15 protein-coding genes and 1 riboswitch are annotated in these 15,297 nt (G+C 61.8%); of the genes, 11 read left to right on the top strand and 4 right to left on the bottom strand.

All coding sequences use genetic code 11. The features are described 5' to 3' along the window. Positions 1–54 precede the first annotated feature (54 nt). From APH41_RS16830 to purM, 3 genes are read right to left on the bottom strand one after another with little or no spacing between them, the layout of a single operon-like run. On the bottom strand, positions 55–768 hold the full coding sequence (locus APH41_RS16830) for a DUF3108 domain-containing protein (protein ID WP_014719399.1): 714 nt from the start codon (positions 766–768) through the stop codon (positions 55–57). An 8-nt stretch (positions 769–776) separates the two neighbouring features. Next, positions 777–1,427: a phosphoribosylglycinamide formyltransferase gene (gene purN, locus APH41_RS16825; protein ID WP_003193061.1), complete on the bottom strand. Its 651-nt coding sequence runs from the start codon at positions 1,425–1,427 to the stop codon at positions 777–779. After that, on the bottom strand, positions 1,427–2,485 hold the full coding sequence (gene purM, locus APH41_RS16820) for a phosphoribosylformylglycinamidine cyclo-ligase (protein WP_014719398.1): 1,059 nt from the start codon (positions 2,483–2,485) through the stop codon (positions 1,427–1,429). The genes purN and purM overlap by 1 nt, the downstream gene beginning before the upstream one ends. 341 nt (positions 2,486–2,826) lie before the next feature. Here purM and APH41_RS16815 point away from each other — a divergent pair, with 341 nt between their 5' ends. From APH41_RS16815 to APH41_RS16795, 5 genes are all read left to right on the top strand, one after another. After that, complete coding sequence (locus APH41_RS16815) at positions 2,827–3,867, top strand: DUF2066 domain-containing protein (protein WP_034128325.1); 1,041 nt, start codon at positions 2,827–2,829, stop codon at positions 3,865–3,867. A 55-nt stretch (positions 3,868–3,922) separates the two neighbouring features. Then, entirely contained in the window at positions 3,923–4,996 is a 1,074-nt protein-coding gene (locus APH41_RS16810) for an AI-2E family transporter (protein ID WP_014719396.1), read from the top strand. 205 nt (positions 4,997–5,201) lie between these two features. Further along, positions 5,202–5,906, top strand: coding sequence for a DnaA regulatory inactivator Hda (gene hda, locus APH41_RS16805; RefSeq protein ID WP_014719395.1), 705 nt, complete (start codon positions 5,202–5,204; stop codon positions 5,904–5,906). A gap of 209 nt (positions 5,907–6,115) precedes the next feature. Further along, on the top strand, positions 6,116–6,745 hold the full coding sequence (locus APH41_RS16800) for a C40 family peptidase (protein ID WP_003193051.1): 630 nt from the start codon (positions 6,116–6,118) through the stop codon (positions 6,743–6,745). Positions 6,746–6,889: 144 nt separating this feature from the next. Then, positions 6,890–7,429 (top strand): C40 family peptidase, encoded by a 540-nt coding sequence (locus APH41_RS16795; RefSeq protein WP_003193049.1) that lies wholly within the window; start codon positions 6,890–6,892, stop codon positions 7,427–7,429. Positions 7,430–7,552: 123 nt separating this feature from the next. On the opposite strand, the gene APH41_RS16790 is transcribed toward APH41_RS16795, so the two are convergent. Further along, positions 7,553–8,866, bottom strand: a complete 1,314-nt coding sequence (locus APH41_RS16790) for a sorbosone dehydrogenase family protein (protein WP_054920198.1) — start codon at positions 8,864–8,866, stop codon at positions 7,553–7,555. 99 nt (positions 8,867–8,965) lie between these two features. Next, positions 8,966–9,213: riboswitch (cobalamin riboswitch) on the top strand. A 78-nt stretch (positions 9,214–9,291) separates the two neighbouring features. Here APH41_RS16790 and cobO point away from each other — a divergent pair. Genes cobO through APH41_RS16760 form a run of 6 tightly spaced genes read left to right on the top strand, consistent with a single transcriptional unit; the run spans position 9,292 to position 15,264 of the window. Next, on the top strand, positions 9,292–9,903 hold the full coding sequence (cobO, locus tag APH41_RS16785; RefSeq protein ID WP_034128326.1) for a cob(I)yrinic acid a,c-diamide adenosyltransferase: 612 nt from the start codon (positions 9,292–9,294) through the stop codon (positions 9,901–9,903). After that, positions 9,900–11,282, top strand: a complete 1,383-nt coding sequence (locus tag APH41_RS16780) for a cobyrinate a,c-diamide synthase (protein WP_054920197.1) — start codon at positions 9,900–9,902, stop codon at positions 11,280–11,282. The genes cobO and APH41_RS16780 overlap by 4 nt, the downstream gene beginning before the upstream one ends. Next, positions 11,279–11,929 carry a 5,6-dimethylbenzimidazole synthase gene (bluB, locus tag APH41_RS16775; RefSeq protein WP_034128328.1) on the top strand — a complete coding sequence of 217 codons (651 nt, stop codon included), beginning with the start codon at positions 11,279–11,281 and terminating at the stop codon, positions 11,927–11,929. Before APH41_RS16780 ends, bluB begins: the two co-directional genes overlap by 4 nt. Continuing rightward, entirely contained in the window at positions 11,926–12,834 is a 909-nt protein-coding gene (gene cbiB / locus APH41_RS16770; protein ID WP_054920196.1) for an adenosylcobinamide-phosphate synthase CbiB, read from the top strand. Before bluB ends, cbiB begins: the two co-directional genes overlap by 4 nt. Continuing rightward, the gene (gene cobD, locus APH41_RS16765) at positions 12,827–13,816 is read left to right on the top strand and encodes a threonine-phosphate decarboxylase CobD (protein WP_054899033.1); all 990 of its coding nucleotides are present in this window, start codon (positions 12,827–12,829) and stop codon (positions 13,814–13,816) included. Before cbiB ends, cobD begins: the two co-directional genes overlap by 8 nt. Next, the gene (locus tag APH41_RS16760) at positions 13,813–15,264 is read left to right on the top strand and encodes a cobyric acid synthase (protein WP_054920195.1); all 1,452 of its coding nucleotides are present in this window, start codon (positions 13,813–13,815) and stop codon (positions 15,262–15,264) included. The genes cobD and APH41_RS16760 overlap by 4 nt, the downstream gene beginning before the upstream one ends. The last annotated feature ends 33 nt before the right edge of the window (positions 15,265–15,297 follow it).

Raw genomic sequence — 15,297 nt, 5'->3', positions numbered from 1 at the left:
CCCAGGCAAAAAAAAGCCCCGCATTCAGCGAGGCTCTTTTCGGTGCATCAGCAATCAGCTGCCTTTGACGGCCTTACCGTCAACGGTGCCATCCTGCAGCATGATGTTGTATTCCTTGCCGTCAGTCTCGACCTGACGCAGGGCAACCAGAATGCCGCCCTGGTCCTTGGCAAACCACATCTGTGTGATGCGCTTGCTCTGCGACGGGTCGCGCACGCGCTCGACCTTGATCGCGTCGATCGAACCGACCTTGGTCTGGACCTTTTCCGAGCCGATCACGCGGAAGTCGTAGGTATCGGTATCTGTACCTTCAACCACACGGTAGCTCATGCTCTTCTTGCCGGCGGCAACATCGCGTTGCAGGGCAAGCTGGTAGGTGGACTTGTCGAGCATGCCGCTTTCGAGCGTGACATTGACCGGGTCTTTGTTTTCAAAGCCGGTGACTTTCTTGGCGCTCTGGTCGAAGTCCAGGTTGATCTTCTTCGCCTTGCCCAGGCCGCCGCGTTCGAAGCTGTAGCTCTTGGGTTGCAGGGTGTCCTTGTCGAACAGGATCACACTGGTTTCGGTCAGGCTGGCAATCATCATCGAGGCCTTGAAATTCAAGGTCCAGGTACCGTCGCCATTCTTGCTCAGGCTGCGTTCAGCCGAACCGCTCATGGGCAGTTGTTTCCAGTCGGCGGTGTAGCTGACGGAGAAGGGGTGAAGGTCTGCCGCTTGTACGGCAGGCAAAGCGAACAGCGCAAAAGCGAAAAGCAGGGCGCGACGCATAAAATCTCCTAGGTTCGAATCAAGTGGCCGCTGGCCGCGAGTAACTGGCCGTCCAATAATGCACCCTGGTCGCCAAGAATCAACCGTCCTTCGGCAAACCAGCGAACAGCCAGCGGGTAAATCCTGTGTTCCTGGGTATGAACCCGTTGCGCAAGCGTCTGCGCCGAGTCGCCTGACTCTACCGGAACCACTGCCTGTACGACCAGAGGCCCGCCATCGAGTTCCTCGGTCACAAAGTGCACGCTGCAGCCATGCTCACTGTCGCCGGCGTCGAGGGCGCGCTGGTGGGTGTGCATGCCTTTGTACTTGGGCAGCAGGGAAGGGTGGATATTGAGCAGGCGCCCTTCGTAGTGCCGGACGAAATCTGCGCTGAGGATGCGCATGAAACCCGCAAGGACCACGAGTTTGGGGTTGAAGGCGTCGATCAGTTCGATCAAGGCGCTGTCGAAGGCCTCGCGACCGTCGAACGCCTTATGATCCAGGGAGCGAGTATCGATACCCGCGTCACGGGCGCGTTGCAGACCGTAGGCGTCGCTGCGGTTGGAAATCACCGCAGCGATGCGCACCGGGCTGTCGCCGGTGCGCGTGCTGTCGATCAGGGCCTGCAAGTTACTGCCGGTGCCGGAAAGCAGCACCACGACATCACAGGTCTGGGGCATCAGTGAGCCTTGAGGTTCTTCAGTTCAACCTGGGCTGCGCCTTCGGCAGCAGTGGCGATCTGGCCAATGACCCAAGGTTGTTCGCCGGCTTCACGCAGCACGTTCAACGCGGTTTCAACGTGTTCCTGCGCGACGCAGATCACCATGCCTACGCCGCAGTTCAGCACGCGGTGCATTTCGGTTTCGTTGACGTTGCCTTTTTCCTGCAGCCAATCGAAGACTGCCGGGCGCTGCCAGCTGGCCACGTCGACGATCGCCTGGGCACCTTTTGGCAGTACGCGCGGGATGTTGTCCAGCAGGCCGCCACCGGTAATGTGGGCCATGGCCTTGACGGCGCCGGTGTCCTTGATCAGCTTGAGCAGTGGCTTGACGTAGATGCGGGTGGGCGCCATCAACAGGTCGGTCAGTGGCTTGCCGTCGAGCTGGATGTTCTCGATGTCGGCGCCGGACACTTCGATGATCTTGCGGATCAGCGAGTAGCCGTTGGAGTGCGGGCCGGACGATGGCAGGGCGAGCAGGGCGTCACCAGCAGCTACTTTGGAGCCGTCGATGATCTCGGCTTTTTCCACCACACCGACACAGAAGCCGGCCAGGTCGTAGTCTTCGCCTTCGTACATGCCTGGCATTTCAGCGGTTTCACCGCCGACCAGGGAGCAACCCGACAATTCGCAGCCGGCGCCGATGCCGGTCACGACCTGGGTCGCGGTCTCGACATTGAGCTTGCCGGTGGCGTAGTAGTCGAGGAAGAACAGCGGCTCGGCGCCGCACACCACCAGGTCGTTGACGCACATGGCGACCAGGTCGATGCCAATGCTGTCGTGCTTGTTCAGGTTCAGGGCCAGGCGCAGCTTGGTGCCTACGCCGTCGGTGCCGGACACCAGTACAGGCTGCTTGTAGCCGGCCGGGATTTCGCAGAGGGCGCCAAAACCGCCCAGGCCACCCATGACTTCAGGGCGCGCAGTGCGCTTGGCGACGCTCTTGATGCGTTCGACCAATGCTTCACCGGCGTCGATGTCTACACCGGCGTCCTTGTAGCTCAGGGAGGGTTGCTTGCTCATGATCCAGGCCTTTAGGGGGGATTTCTGGGTAACGACCGGGCGGGCGGGGGCTTTTGGAAAGGGCCCTGCCGTTGACGGTCTGCGAAGGCGCGCGATTTTATCAGGCTTGAGGGGCAGCGGCCATCCTCGGGCCGACGGGCAGGGCATATGAGCTCAAAAAAATGCAAATCGGGCCGGTAATCGTGCGTATTAAGGTATAGCCTTGAGCTCGCTAGCGTTATGACAGTATGAAAACTTACCGGGACCCTGTGAATGTTTTACCGGTCGCTGTGTCACAGCCTTGCCAAACCGAGATCACGCGGTCTGTTCCAACCGCTAAATTTGTCGTTCGGGAATCTTCCATGCGTCTGTGTAAATTCTTCTTTGTGGGCTGTTTGTCGTTGGTCAGCCTGGCGAGTCATGCCGAAACCCTCAATGGCCTCTATCAAGTACTTGAACCGGTCAGCAGCCAGTCGCCCCAAGAGCGCGACCAGGCCACCCAGCGTGCCGTGCAGACCCTGGTGATCCGCCTGACCGGCGACGCCAAGGCCGCCGATGGCCCGGGCCTGGCAGCGATCCGCAAAGACCCGCAACAAATCATCAGCCAGTACGGCTACGACGCCGGCCCGCCGGAAAGCCTGCAAGTGGACTTCGACCCGGTCAGCACCGACCGCGCATTGCGTGATGCCGGCCTGTCGATCTGGGGCAGCAACCGGCCGTCGATCCTGGGTTGGTGGCTGAACGATTCAACTGAAGGCAGCAGCCTGGTCGGCGATGGCCAGGCCGTTGCCCAGGCCCTGCGCCGAGCCGCGCAACACAGGGGTCTGCCGCTGCGCTTGCCGTTGGGAGACCTGGATGAACAGGTAGTCGCCACCGCGCCGAATCTTGAAAGCCCCGACGCCACGCCTTTGCGCGCAGCCTCCGAGCGTTACGGTGCCGATGCTTTGCTGGCGGTGCATGCGCGCCAGGAAGGCAGTCAATGGCAGGCCAAATGGCGCCTGTGGCTGGGCGACAAGGCTGAGGAGGGCACCGCCCAAGGCGCTGACACGGCTGCGCTCGCCGATGCGGTATTGCTGGCGGTCAGCCAAAAGCTGGCGCCACGCTTTGCAGTCAAGCCGGGCGTGAGCACTGAGCAATTGCTTGAAGTACAAGGCATGAACCTTGAGCGCTACGCCGCCCTGGGTCGTTTGCTGGAGCCCTTTGGCGGCCAGCCGCAGTGGGTGGATGGCAACCGGATTGTGTATCGCGTCAATGGCAGCGCCGAACAATTGCGGACTCAATTGAGCCTGGCCAAGCTGCAGGAAATTCCTGCTGGCGAAGCCCCGGCCCAGCCAGCCGTGATCGATGGCACGCAACCGGCTGTTGCATCTGAGCCCCAGGCGCAACTGCGTTTTCGTTGGTAACTAGTGGTCCTCCTTCTATATAGAAGAAGGGCGTAAAAAACAGATGGAGTGGTTTATGGCGGATACGCGTCGTTGGGTGTGGCTTGGCGGGATTGTCCTGCTGTGCGGTTTTGTGTTCTTGCTGCATTCGATCCTGACGCCGTTCCTGGTGGCGCTACTGCTCGCCTATCTGTTCGATCCCGTGGTGGATCGCCTGGAAAAAGTCGGCATGTCGCGCACCTGGGGCGTGATCACGGTGTTTGCGCTGTTCACGTTGATCATCACGGCGCTGGTGTTGATATTGGTGCCGATGTTGGCCAAGCAGCTGTTTCGCCTCTATGAGCTGGCGCCGCAGATGCTCGACTGGTTGCAGCACACGGCGATGCCGTGGGCCCAGTCCAAGTTCGGGCTGGCGGATGGCTTCTGGAAGTTCGACAAGGTCAAGGCAGCTATCAGCGAGCACATGGACAAGACCACCGATATCGTCACGGTGGTGCTCAGCCAGGCGACTGCGTCGAGCCTGGCGCTGATCGGTTGGTTGACCAACCTGGTGCTGATCCCGGTGGTGGCGTTCTACCTGCTGCGAGACTGGGACATCATGATGGCCAAGATCCGCAGCCTGCTCCCCCGCGACCGGGAAGAGCGTGTTGTTTCCCTGGCAGCGGAGTGTCATGAGGTATTGGGTGCGTTCGTGCGTGGCCAGTTGCTGGTGATGCTGGCCCTGGGGGTGATTTACGCTGCCGGCCTGATGGCGATCGGCTTGGAGCTGGGGCTGTTGATCGGCTTGATCGCGGGCCTGGCGGCCATCGTGCCCTACATGGGCTTTGTGATCGGCATCGGCGCGGCGCTGGTGGCCGGGCTGTTCCAGTTCGGCGGCGACCTGTACCCGATGCTGGGGATTGTCGCAGTGTTCATGGTGGGCCAGGCCTTGGAAGGCATGGTGCTGACGCCACTGCTGGTGGGTGATCGGATCGGCCTGCACCCTGTGGCAGTGATCTTTGCGATTTTGGCGGGTGGCGAGCTGTTCGGCTTCACCGGCATCCTGTTGGCGCTGCCGGTGGCGGCGGTGATCATGGTGCTGGTACGCCATGTGCACGACCTGTACAAGGATTCGGACGTGTATACCGGGGTGGATGAGCCCGAGTTGTAATCGCGGTGTCACAAACCCGGCCCTGGCCGGGTTTGTTGTTTCTGGCGCCGGGGTGCGTCAAACAAACTGCGTAAAACCGCCGAGTTAACGCAAACCTTTGATTTTGCTTGTGGTCTGCTGCATTGTGCGCCCGGCGTCACGGGTATAAACTTTGCAAACTTTACATAGAGGCCACTAACGGTTCGATGGGAGCCGTTCAGTCAGCATGAAACCGATTCAGCTGCCCCTAGGTGTGCGTCTGCGTGATGACGCTACCTTTATCAACTACTACCCAGGCGCCAATGCCGCTGCACTCGGCTATGTGGAGCGGCTTTGCGAAGCCGACGCCGGGTGGACTGAAAGCCTGATCTATCTGTGGGGCAAGCATGGCGTGGGGCGTACCCACCTGCTGCAGGCCGCGTGCCTGCGCTTCGAGCAGACGGGCGAGCCGGCGGTCTACCTGCCCTTGGCCGAGTTGATGGACCGCGGGATCGGCATCTTCGATAACCTTGAGCAATATGAACTGGTGTGTCTCGACGACCTGCAGGCAGTGGCCGGCAAGCCGGAGTGGGAAGAGGCGCTGTTTCATCTGTTCAACCGCTTGCGCGATAGCGGCCGGCGCTTGCTGATCGCTGCGTCCACCTCGCCGCGTGAACTGCCGGTGAAGCTGGCTGATCTCAAGTCGCGCCTGACCCTGGCGTTGATCTTCCAGATGCGCCCGTTATCCGATGAGGACAAGCTGCGTGCGCTGCAACTGCGCGCTTCCCGTCGTGGCCTGCACCTGACCGACGAAGTCGGGCACTTTATCCTCACCCGTGGCACCCGCAGCATGAGCGCGCTGTTCGATTTGCTTGAGCAACTCGACCAGGCTTCCTTGCAGGCACAAAGAAAATTGACGATCCCTTTCCTGAAAGAAACCTTGGGCTGGTAAGGTCTTGATTTTCCGTGTGTCGGCATTTTCAAGGCGTCAGAAAACCTGCGTTTGAGCCCGAGGGGCTACGCAACTGAACCGAAAAATGGAATCACGGCTTAGATGGCATAGTCGAAACGATAAGTCACATAGATCGCGATTGAATTTGCAAATCGATGTGATAGAGGGCATAGTCTCGGCTTCTTTACACATCAGCCACGGTCGTGCCCATGCTAAATCGCTTCGCACCCCTCGTGCCTCTCGCACTCGTTACCCTGTTGTTTGGCTGCGCCTCCCACCCTCAGCAGGTGGCAGAACAGCAAAAACCACAGGTTCAAAATCAGGCAAAGTTCGTTGCTGCACAGTCTGCTTCTGTTTATGAAGAAGAGGTGGCAACCGAAAAAGAACTCGCCGAGTTCTCTGACAGCAAGCCTTACCAACTCCCTCTTCTGGCCGACAGCATCCTTGAGCGCGGCATGTCCTTGATCGGTACCCGTTACCGTTTCGGCGGCACCTCGGAAGCCGGTTTTGATTGCAGTGGTTTCATTGGCTACCTGTTTCGTGAAGAAGCCGGCATGAATCTGCCGCGCTCTACACGCGAGATGATCAACGTGAATGCACCGTTGGTCGCACGCAACAACCTCAAGCCCGGTGATCTGCTTTTCTTTAGTACCAGTGGCCGCGGTCGTGTCAGTCACGCCGGTATCTACCTGGGCGATAACCAATTTATCCACTCCAGCAGCCGCCGCAGTGGTGGTGTTCGGGTCGATAACCTGGGTGACAGCTACTGGAGCAAAACCTTCATCGAAGCCAAGCGTGCACTCGCCATGGCTCCGACTACGGTTACCGCTAGTAAGTAAAGTTAAAGTGATACTTGAAGTTTGACGTGTAAGCGCTAGAATCCCTGGACATTGTTGTCATCCGTTCGCGCGAGCTTTGCTTGCGCGTTCTGGTTTTCAACGTTCGGCAGCGAAAGCCGCATCCAGACCAGGATTGTTCTGCACATGTCGACCTCGGCCCGCCTGATGCTTATTGTTTGCGCCGCGCTGCTCAGCGCCTGCGCCAGCCGTACACCGCCGCCCGCGCCCGTCGCGGTCAAGCCTAAGCCGGTGTTCAACTATGCCACCCAGAATTTCTCGCCTGCTGCCGAAGACGTGCTCTTTCGTGCGCTGGGCCTGGTCGGCACACCTTACCGCTGGGGCGGCAACACACCGGACTCGGGGTTTGATTGCAGTGGCCTGATCGGCTTTGTATTCCGCGACGCTGCCGGCATCTCATTGCCGCGCACCACCCGTGAATTGATCGTGATGCGTGCCCAGGACGTCAGCGAACAAAACCTGCAAACCGGCGACCTGCTGTTCTTCGCCACCGGTGGTGGTTCGCGGGTCAGCCATGCGGGCATCTATGTGGGGGAGGGCCGCTTCGTACACGCGCCTCAAACCGGCGGTACGGTGAAGCTGGATACGCTATCCAAAGCGTATTGGCAGAATGCCTACCTGAGCGCCAAGCGCGTGTTGCCAGGAAATCTGGCGCGTAACCCCTGAATCAATAAAACTCCAAAATGTGGGAGCGGGCTTGCCCGCGAATGCAGTGTGTCAGTCAACGGATTGGTTGGCTGGGCCACCGTAATCGCGGGCAAGCCCGCTCCCACATTGGTGTGTGGCGATTTACTTAACAGCCGACACTCGCCAAACCTTATTGCCCACATCATCGGCCACCAGCAAATCCCCCTGCTGATCTATCACCACGCCGACCGGCCGGCCCATGGCTTTCTCATCGCTATCAAGAAACCCCGTCAGCACATCCACCGGTTGCCCTTTCGGCTGGCCCCCTTCGAAGGGCACGAAAATCACCTTGTAGCCACTGTGCGGCTTGCGGTTCCAGGAACCATGCTGGCCGATAAATGCGCCATTACTGAAGGGAGCGGGCAGTTTGCTGCCCTCGGCGAAGGTCAGCCCCAGCGACGCAGTATGAGGGCCTACCGCATAGTCGGGAGCGATGGCCTTGGCGACCATGTCCAGGTTCTGCGGGGTGACACGCACATCCACATGCTGGCCGTAATAACTGAAGGGCCAGCCGTAGAAGCCGCCATCCTTGACCGAGGTGATGTAATCCGGCACCAGGTCACTGCCGATCTCATCGCGTTCGTTGACCGCCGTCCACAGCTTGCCGCTCTGTGGCTCCCACGCCATGCCGTTGGGGTTGCGCAGGCCGGAGGCAAAAATGCGGTGTTGGCCGCTGGCGCGGTCGACTTCCCAAATGGCGGCGCGGCCCTGTTCGGCTTCCAGGCCGTTTTCGCCGACGTTGCTGTTGGAGCCGACGCTCACGTACAGCTTGCTGCCGTCCTGGCTGGCCACCACATTTTTGGTCCAGTGGTGGTTCAAGGGGCCGCCCGGTAAGTCCACTACCTTGGCGCCTGGGGCTGTGATTGCGGTTTCACCCGGCTGATAGGGGAAGCGCAGCAACTTATCCGAATCGGCCACATACAGGTCGTTGCCTACCAAGGTCATGCCAAACGGCGAATTGAGGTTCTCCAGGAACACCGTGCGAGTTTCTGCCACACCGTCATGGTCGGCATCGCGCAGCAAGGTAATACGGTTCGGGCTCGGCACCCCGGCGCCAGCGCGATCCATGACCTTTTCCATCACCCAGCCACGTACGCCTTTGGCATCGTCCGGCTTGGGCGGTGCATTGGTCTCGGCCACCAGCACGTCGCCGTTGGGCAGCACGTAGAGCCAGCGCGGATGATCCAGGCCTTCGGCGAACGCGGCCACTTGGGTACCGGCGGCGGCGATGGGCTTGGCGCCTTCGGGCCAGCCGATGGCCGGGGCGATATTGACGGTGGGGATCAGCGTCTTGTTCGGCTCCGGCAACTTGGGCGAGGGACCGGTGCCATCGGCGACCTGCAGGGTCGAGCTTTCGCCGCACGCGGCGAGGCTGCCTGCAAGCATGATCAGTAGGGCGAGTCGGGTTTTAGGCATGGTTTTCTCCTTGATACCTGTAGGGGTAGAGAAGCACGAACGGCAGATGGTTCAAGTACAAGGCCAGCTTTAATTGACGCTCCACCCCCAACCCACTAACCTTCGCGGCTTGTTCCAGGTGCTCTGTGGCGCGCGCGTCGACAGAGTGAAACAGGGAAGCCGGTGAGTGAGCGCACTTGTACACAGTGCCGCCGCGATTCCGGCGCTGCCCCCGCAACGGTAAATGAGTCAAGACGGTGCTGTTTGCCACTGTATCGCGTGCGATATGGGAAGGCGCACCCTCGGCTGCTTGCTATCAAAAGCGCCACTCATGAGCCCGGAGACCGGCCTGGATCATCCAACAGCATCACGGTGGGCGATGCTTGGCTGTCTGTTTTTTCTTTTTCCTGCCCGCCGTTTTTGTCCAGCCCCAACGGAGAGCTGCCATGACTGATTCCCCCGACCGCGACGAACGCCACTTGGCGCGCATGCTGCGCAAAAAAGCCGTGATTGACGAGCGCATCGCCAATTCCCCCAATGAGTGCGGCCTGCTGCTGGTGCTGACCGGCAATGGCAAAGGCAAGAGCAGTTCGGCGTTCGGCATGTTGGCCCGGGCCATGGGGCATGGCATGCAATGCGGTGTGGTGCAGTTCATCAAGGGGCGTAACAGCACCGGCGAAGAATTGTTTTTCCGCCGCTTCCCCGAGCAGGTGCACTTTCATGTGATGGGCGAAGGCTTCACCTGGGAAACCCAGGATCGCCAGCGCGATATCGCCGCTGCCGAAGCGGCTTGGGCGGTGTCCCGGGCCATGTTGAATGACCCCTCTATCGGCTTGGTGGTGCTGGACGAATTGAACATCGCCCTCAAGCACGGTTACCTTGACCTGGACCAGGTACTCAGCGACCTGCAAGCCCGCCCCCCCATGCAGCATGTGGTGGTCACCGGCCGTGGCGCCAAGCCTGAGCTGATCGAAATGGGCGACACCGTCACCGAAATGGGCATGCTCAAGCACGCGTTCCAGGCCGGTATCAAGGCACAGAAAGGCGTCGAACTTTGAATCAGCCCCGTCATTGCCCGGCCGTATTGATCGCCGCTCCGGCGTCCGGCCAGGGCAAAACCACGGTCACCGCCGCGCTCGCCCGTTTGCACCGCAACCTGGGACGCAAGGTGCGCGTGTTCAAATGCGGGCCGGACTTTCTCGACCCGATGATCCACGAGCGTGCCAGTGGCGCGCCGGTGTACCAGTTGGACATGTGGATGGTGGGCGAGCAGGAAAGCCGCCGCCTGCTCTGGGAGGCAGCGGGGGAGGCTGACCTGATCCTCATCGAAGGCGTGATGGGCCTGTTCGACGGCACGCCTTCCAGCGCTGACCTGGCGCGGCACTTCGGTGTACCGGTGCTGGGCGTGATCGATGGCACCGCCATGGCCCAGACGTTCGGCGCCCTGGCCCTGGGGCTGGCGCGCTATCAGCCCGACCTGCCGTTCGCCGGCGTGCTGGCCAATCGCGTCGGCACCCTGCGCCATGCGCAATTGCTTGAAGGCAGCCTCACCGAGGGCTTGCGTTGGTACGGCGCGTTATCCCGTGAGACCGGCATCGAACTGCCCAGCCGCCACCTGGGCCTGGTGCAAGCCAGCGAACTGAATGACCTTGACATACGCTTGGATGCTGCCGCCCAGGCGTTGGGAAGCAGTTGCGAAGTGGCCCTGCCGCCGCCGGTGACCTTTGCCGCGCCGCAAGTGGTCGAGGCCGAGCCCTTGCTGGCCGGTGTGCGGATTGCCGTGGCCCGTGACGAAGCCTTTGCCTTTACCTACGGCGCCAGCCTGGATTTGCTGCGGGCGATGGGCGCCGAGTTGAAGTTCTTTTCACCGATCCATGATCGCCAATTGCCTCAAGCTGACAGCCTCTATCTGCCCGGCGGCTATCCGGAACTGCACCACCAGGCATTGTCGGCCAATACCTCGATGCTGGGCGCAGTTCGTGCTCATCACGCCGCTGGCAAGCCACTGCTCGCTGAATGTGGCGGCATGCTCTATCTGCTCGACTCCTTGACCGATGTGGACGGTACACGCGCCGAACTGGTTGGCTTGTTGCAAGGCGATGCGGTGATGCAGAAGAAACTCGCGGCCCTGGCGCTGCAAAGTGTCGAGCTGCCGGAGGGGACCTTGCGTGGGCATACCTATCATCATTCTCTGACCAGTACCGAATGGGCGCCGATTGCCCGTGGGCTTAGCCCTAACGGCGGGCGCGGTGCCGAAGCGGTCTATCGACAGGGGCGGATGACGGCGTCCTATGTGCACTTTTATTTTCCGTCGAATCCTGGCGCGGTGGCCGCGTTGTTTGCGCCTGACCTTGAGACAGCTATCGCAGGCAAGCCAGCTCCCACAGGGGAATGCATTCCAAATGTGGGAGGGGGCTTGCCCCCGATGAGGCCATGACTGACAACGCTTTCCCCCAAGCCGATCGCGAGGCCGTCTATCGCGCCATCGCCGAACGCCGCGACATGCGCCACTTCCGCGGTGGCAGCGTCGCGCCTGAACTGCTGCAACGCCTGCTCCACGCCGCGCACCAGGCGCCCAGTGTCGGCCTGATGCAGCCGTGGCGTTTTATCCGCATCAGCGACCGTTCGTTGCGCAGCCAGATTCAACAGTTGGTGGAAGAAGAGCGCGTGCGCACCGCCGAAGCTTTGGGCGAGCGCTCCGATGCGTTCATGAAGCTCAAGGTCGAAGGCATCAGCGACTGCGCCGAGGTACTGGTCGCCGCCTTGATGGACGATCGCGAGCGCCACATCTTCGGGCGCCGCACCTTGCCGGAAATGGACATGGCCTCGCTCTCCTGCGCCATCCAGAACCTGTGGCTGGCGGCGCGCGTGGAAGGGTTGGGCATGGGCTGGGTTTCGCTGTTCGACCCCCAGGCCCTGGCCGAGTTGCTGGGTTTGCCACCCGGTGCAAAGCCCCTGGCAGTGTTGTGCCTGGGCCCGGTGGCAGAGTTTTACCCGGCACCGATGTTGCAGCTCGAGGGCTGGGCCGAGCCGCGACCGCTAAGTGACATGCTGTATGAAAACAAGTGGGGAGTGAGTCAATGAGTGTGGCCTTGCTGTGTGTCGCTGCGGTGGCGCTGGATGCGCTGCTGGGTGAGCCCAGGCGCTGGCATCCGCTGGTGGCGTTCGGCAATTTCGCCGGGCGCATCGAGCAACGTTTCAATACTGGCGGGCGTGGCTGGCGCAGCCATGGTGTGACCGCGTGGTTTATCGCGGTGGTGCCGCTGACCCTGCTGGCCACGGCGTTGTCTTGGGCGCCTTATATCGGCTGGCTGCTGGAGATCCTGGCGCTGTACTGCGCCTTGGGCATGCGCAGCCTGGGCGAGCACGTGATGCCAGTGGCCCAGGCTCTGCGCCGTGATGACCTGGACGAAGCGCGCACGCGTGTGAGTTACCTGGTCAGCCGCCAGACCAGCGAACTGGACCGTACTGAAGTCGCGCGCGCAGCCACCGAATCGGTGCTGGAGAACGGCAGCGATGCGGTATTCGCCGCGTTGTTCTGGTTCGTGGTGGCCGGTGTGCCGGGCGTGGTGCTCTATCGTCTGAGCAACACCCTGGACGCCATGTGGGGCTATCGCAATGAGCGCTTTGAGCGCTTCGGCTGGGCAGCCGCCAGGATCGATGATGTGCTCAACTATATTCCTGCGCGCTTGGTGGCTTTAACCTACGCGCTATTGGGTAAAACCCGCCTGGCGCTCAAATGCTGGCGCACCCAGGGCCCGACCTGGGACAGCCCCAACGCCGGCCCGGTGATGGCGGCAGGGGCCGGAGCCTTGGGTGTGGAACTCGGCGGCGCGGCGATTTATCACGGCGAGGTGCATCAGCGCCCGCTATTGGGCGAAGGCCCGCCGGCCGACGCCGATTCCATTGATCGCGGCTGGCAACTGGTGCAGCGCGGCGTATGGCTGTGGCTGCTGGTCCTGTGCGTGGGGGCGCAAATCTATGCTTGAACATGGTGGTCGGCTGCGTAAGGCCGCGATTGAGTACGGCATTGCCGAAGCGGATTGGCTCGACCTGTCCAGCGGCCTGGCGCCCTGGCCGTGGCCGATTCCCGAGATTCCCTTGCGTGCCTGGGCGCGCTTGCCGGAAACCGATGACGGCTTGGAGAAGGCTGCCAGCGAGTATTACGGTGCCGGCCCGTTGCTGCCGGTGCCGGGTTCCCAGGCAGCGATCCAACTGCTGCCGCGACTGCGTCGTTCCGGTAAGGTCGGCGTGCTTTCGCCCTGTTACGCCGAGCACGCCGAAGCCTGGCGCCGTGCCGGTTATGTGGTGCGTGAAGTGCAGGAGCAGGAAGTCGACTTCTTTCTCGACAGCCTCGACGTGCTGGTCGTGGTCAACCCCAACAACCCCACCGGCTTGAGCCTGAGCCCGCAACGCCTGCTGGACTGGCATGCGCGGCTGGCCCAGCGCGGTGGCTGGCTGGTGGTGGACGAGGCATTCATTGACGTGACCCCGGACTTGAGCCTGGCCAGCCATGCCGATCAGGTCGGCTTGATCGTGCTGCGCTCATTCGGCAAGTTCTTCGGCCTGGCCGGCGTGCGCCTGGGCTTTGTGCTGGCCGAGCGCAAGTTGCTCAAGCTGTTGGCCGAACAGGTCGGGCCCTGGGCTGTCAGTGGTCCGACGCGGGTGCTGGGCCAAGTGTGCCTGCGCGACACCGACGGGCATGCGCGCCAGCGCAGTCGTTGCATCGCAGCCGGCCAGCGTCTGTTCGAGTTGCTTGAGCGCCGCGGCCTTCAACCTCACGGTGGCTGCGCATTGTTCCAGTGGTTGATTACCCCCCACGCTGAACGGCTGTACGAGTTCATGGCCCAACGCGGCATCCTGCTGCGCTTGTTTGTGCACAACAGCAGCGTGCGCTTGGGCCTGCCCGGCACCGACGCCGACTGGCTGCGCCTTGACGAAGCCCTGGCCGCCTACAAGGACGCCACATGACCACGTTGATGGTGCAGGGCACTACCTCCGACGCCGGTAAGAGCACCCTGGTGACTGCGCTGTGTCGCTGGCTGGTACGCCAGGGCGTCGCGGTGGCGCCGTTCAAGCCGCAGAACATGGCGCTCAACAGCGCGGTGACCGCCGAAGGCGGCGAGATCGGCCGTGCCCAGGCGGTGCAGGCCCAGGCTGCCAACCTGGCACCCCACACCGACATGAACCCGGTGTTGCTCAAGCCCAACAGCGACACTGGCTCCCAAGTGATCATCCATGGCCGTGCTGTCACCAGCATGAATGCTGTGGCCTATCACGACTACAAAGCCATTGCGATGCAAGCGGTGCTGGCCTCCCACACGCGTTTGAGCCAGGCCTACCCGGTGTTGATCGTCGAAGGCGCGGGCTCACCGGCCGAGATCAACCTGCGTGCCAATGACATTGCCAACATGGGCTTCGCCGAAGCGGTGGACTGCCCGGTGCTGTTGATCGCGGACATCAACCGCGGCGGCGTGTTCGCCCATCTGGTCGGCACCCTGGAGCTGCTGTCGCCCAGTGAGCAGGCCCGGGTCAAGGGCTTCATCATCAACCGTTTTCGCGGCGATATCGCGTTGCTGCAACCAGGCCTGGACTGGCTCGAAGCGCGGACCGGCAAACCGGTAGTCGGCGTGCTGCCCTACGTGATGGACCTGCACCTGGAGGCGGAAGACGGCATCGACCAGCGCCAGATCGACAAGGCCGCCCAGGTGCTCAAGGTGGTGGTGCCGGTGCTGCCGCGCATCAGCAACCATACCGACTTCGACCCGCTGCGCTTGCACCCCCAGGTGGACTTGCAGTTCGTCGGGCCGGGCCAGGCGATACCTGCTGCTGACCTGATCATCCTGCCGGGCTCGAAAAGCGTGCGCAGTGACCTGGCCTATCTGCGTGCCAACGGCTGGGATACTGCCGTGGCGCGGCATCTGCGTTATGGCGGCAAGGTACTGGGGATCTGCGGCGGCTTGCAGATGCTCGGCGAGCAAGTCCATGACCCATTGGGCCTGGAGGGGCTTGCGGGCTCCAGTGCCGGCCTTGGGTTGCTGGCGTTCAGCACAACCCTGGAACAAGAGAAACAACTGCGCAATGTGCGTGGGCGTCTGGTATTGGAAGATGCCGACGTCAGCGGTTATGAAATCCATGCGGGGGTGACTTGCGGCGCTGCCTTGGCAAGCGCTGCGGTACTGCTGGACGATGGCCGCAGCGATGGCGCGCAGAGCCCTGATGGGCAAATTCTAGGCACCTACCTGCACGGCCTGTTCGAGACCCCGGCTGCGTGCAGCGCGTTGCTGCGTTGGGCCGGGTTGCAGGATGTGCAAGAGGTGGATTATCACGGCTTGCGCGAGCGCGATATCGAGCGGTTGGCGGACTTGGTGGAGCACCACTTGGACACCGATTTGTTGCGCAAGCTATGTGGGATCTGACGGTGTTCACACCATCCAACTGTGGGAGCTGGC

It is taken from the genome of Pseudomonas sp. NBRC 111138 (genome assembly GCF_001320835.1).
GTDB classification, from domain to species: Bacteria; Pseudomonadota; Gammaproteobacteria; order Pseudomonadales; family Pseudomonadaceae; genus Aquipseudomonas; species Aquipseudomonas paracarnis.
The sequence above is the reverse complement of the archived record's forward strand: the minus strand, read 5'-3'. Positions and strand labels throughout refer to the sequence as shown.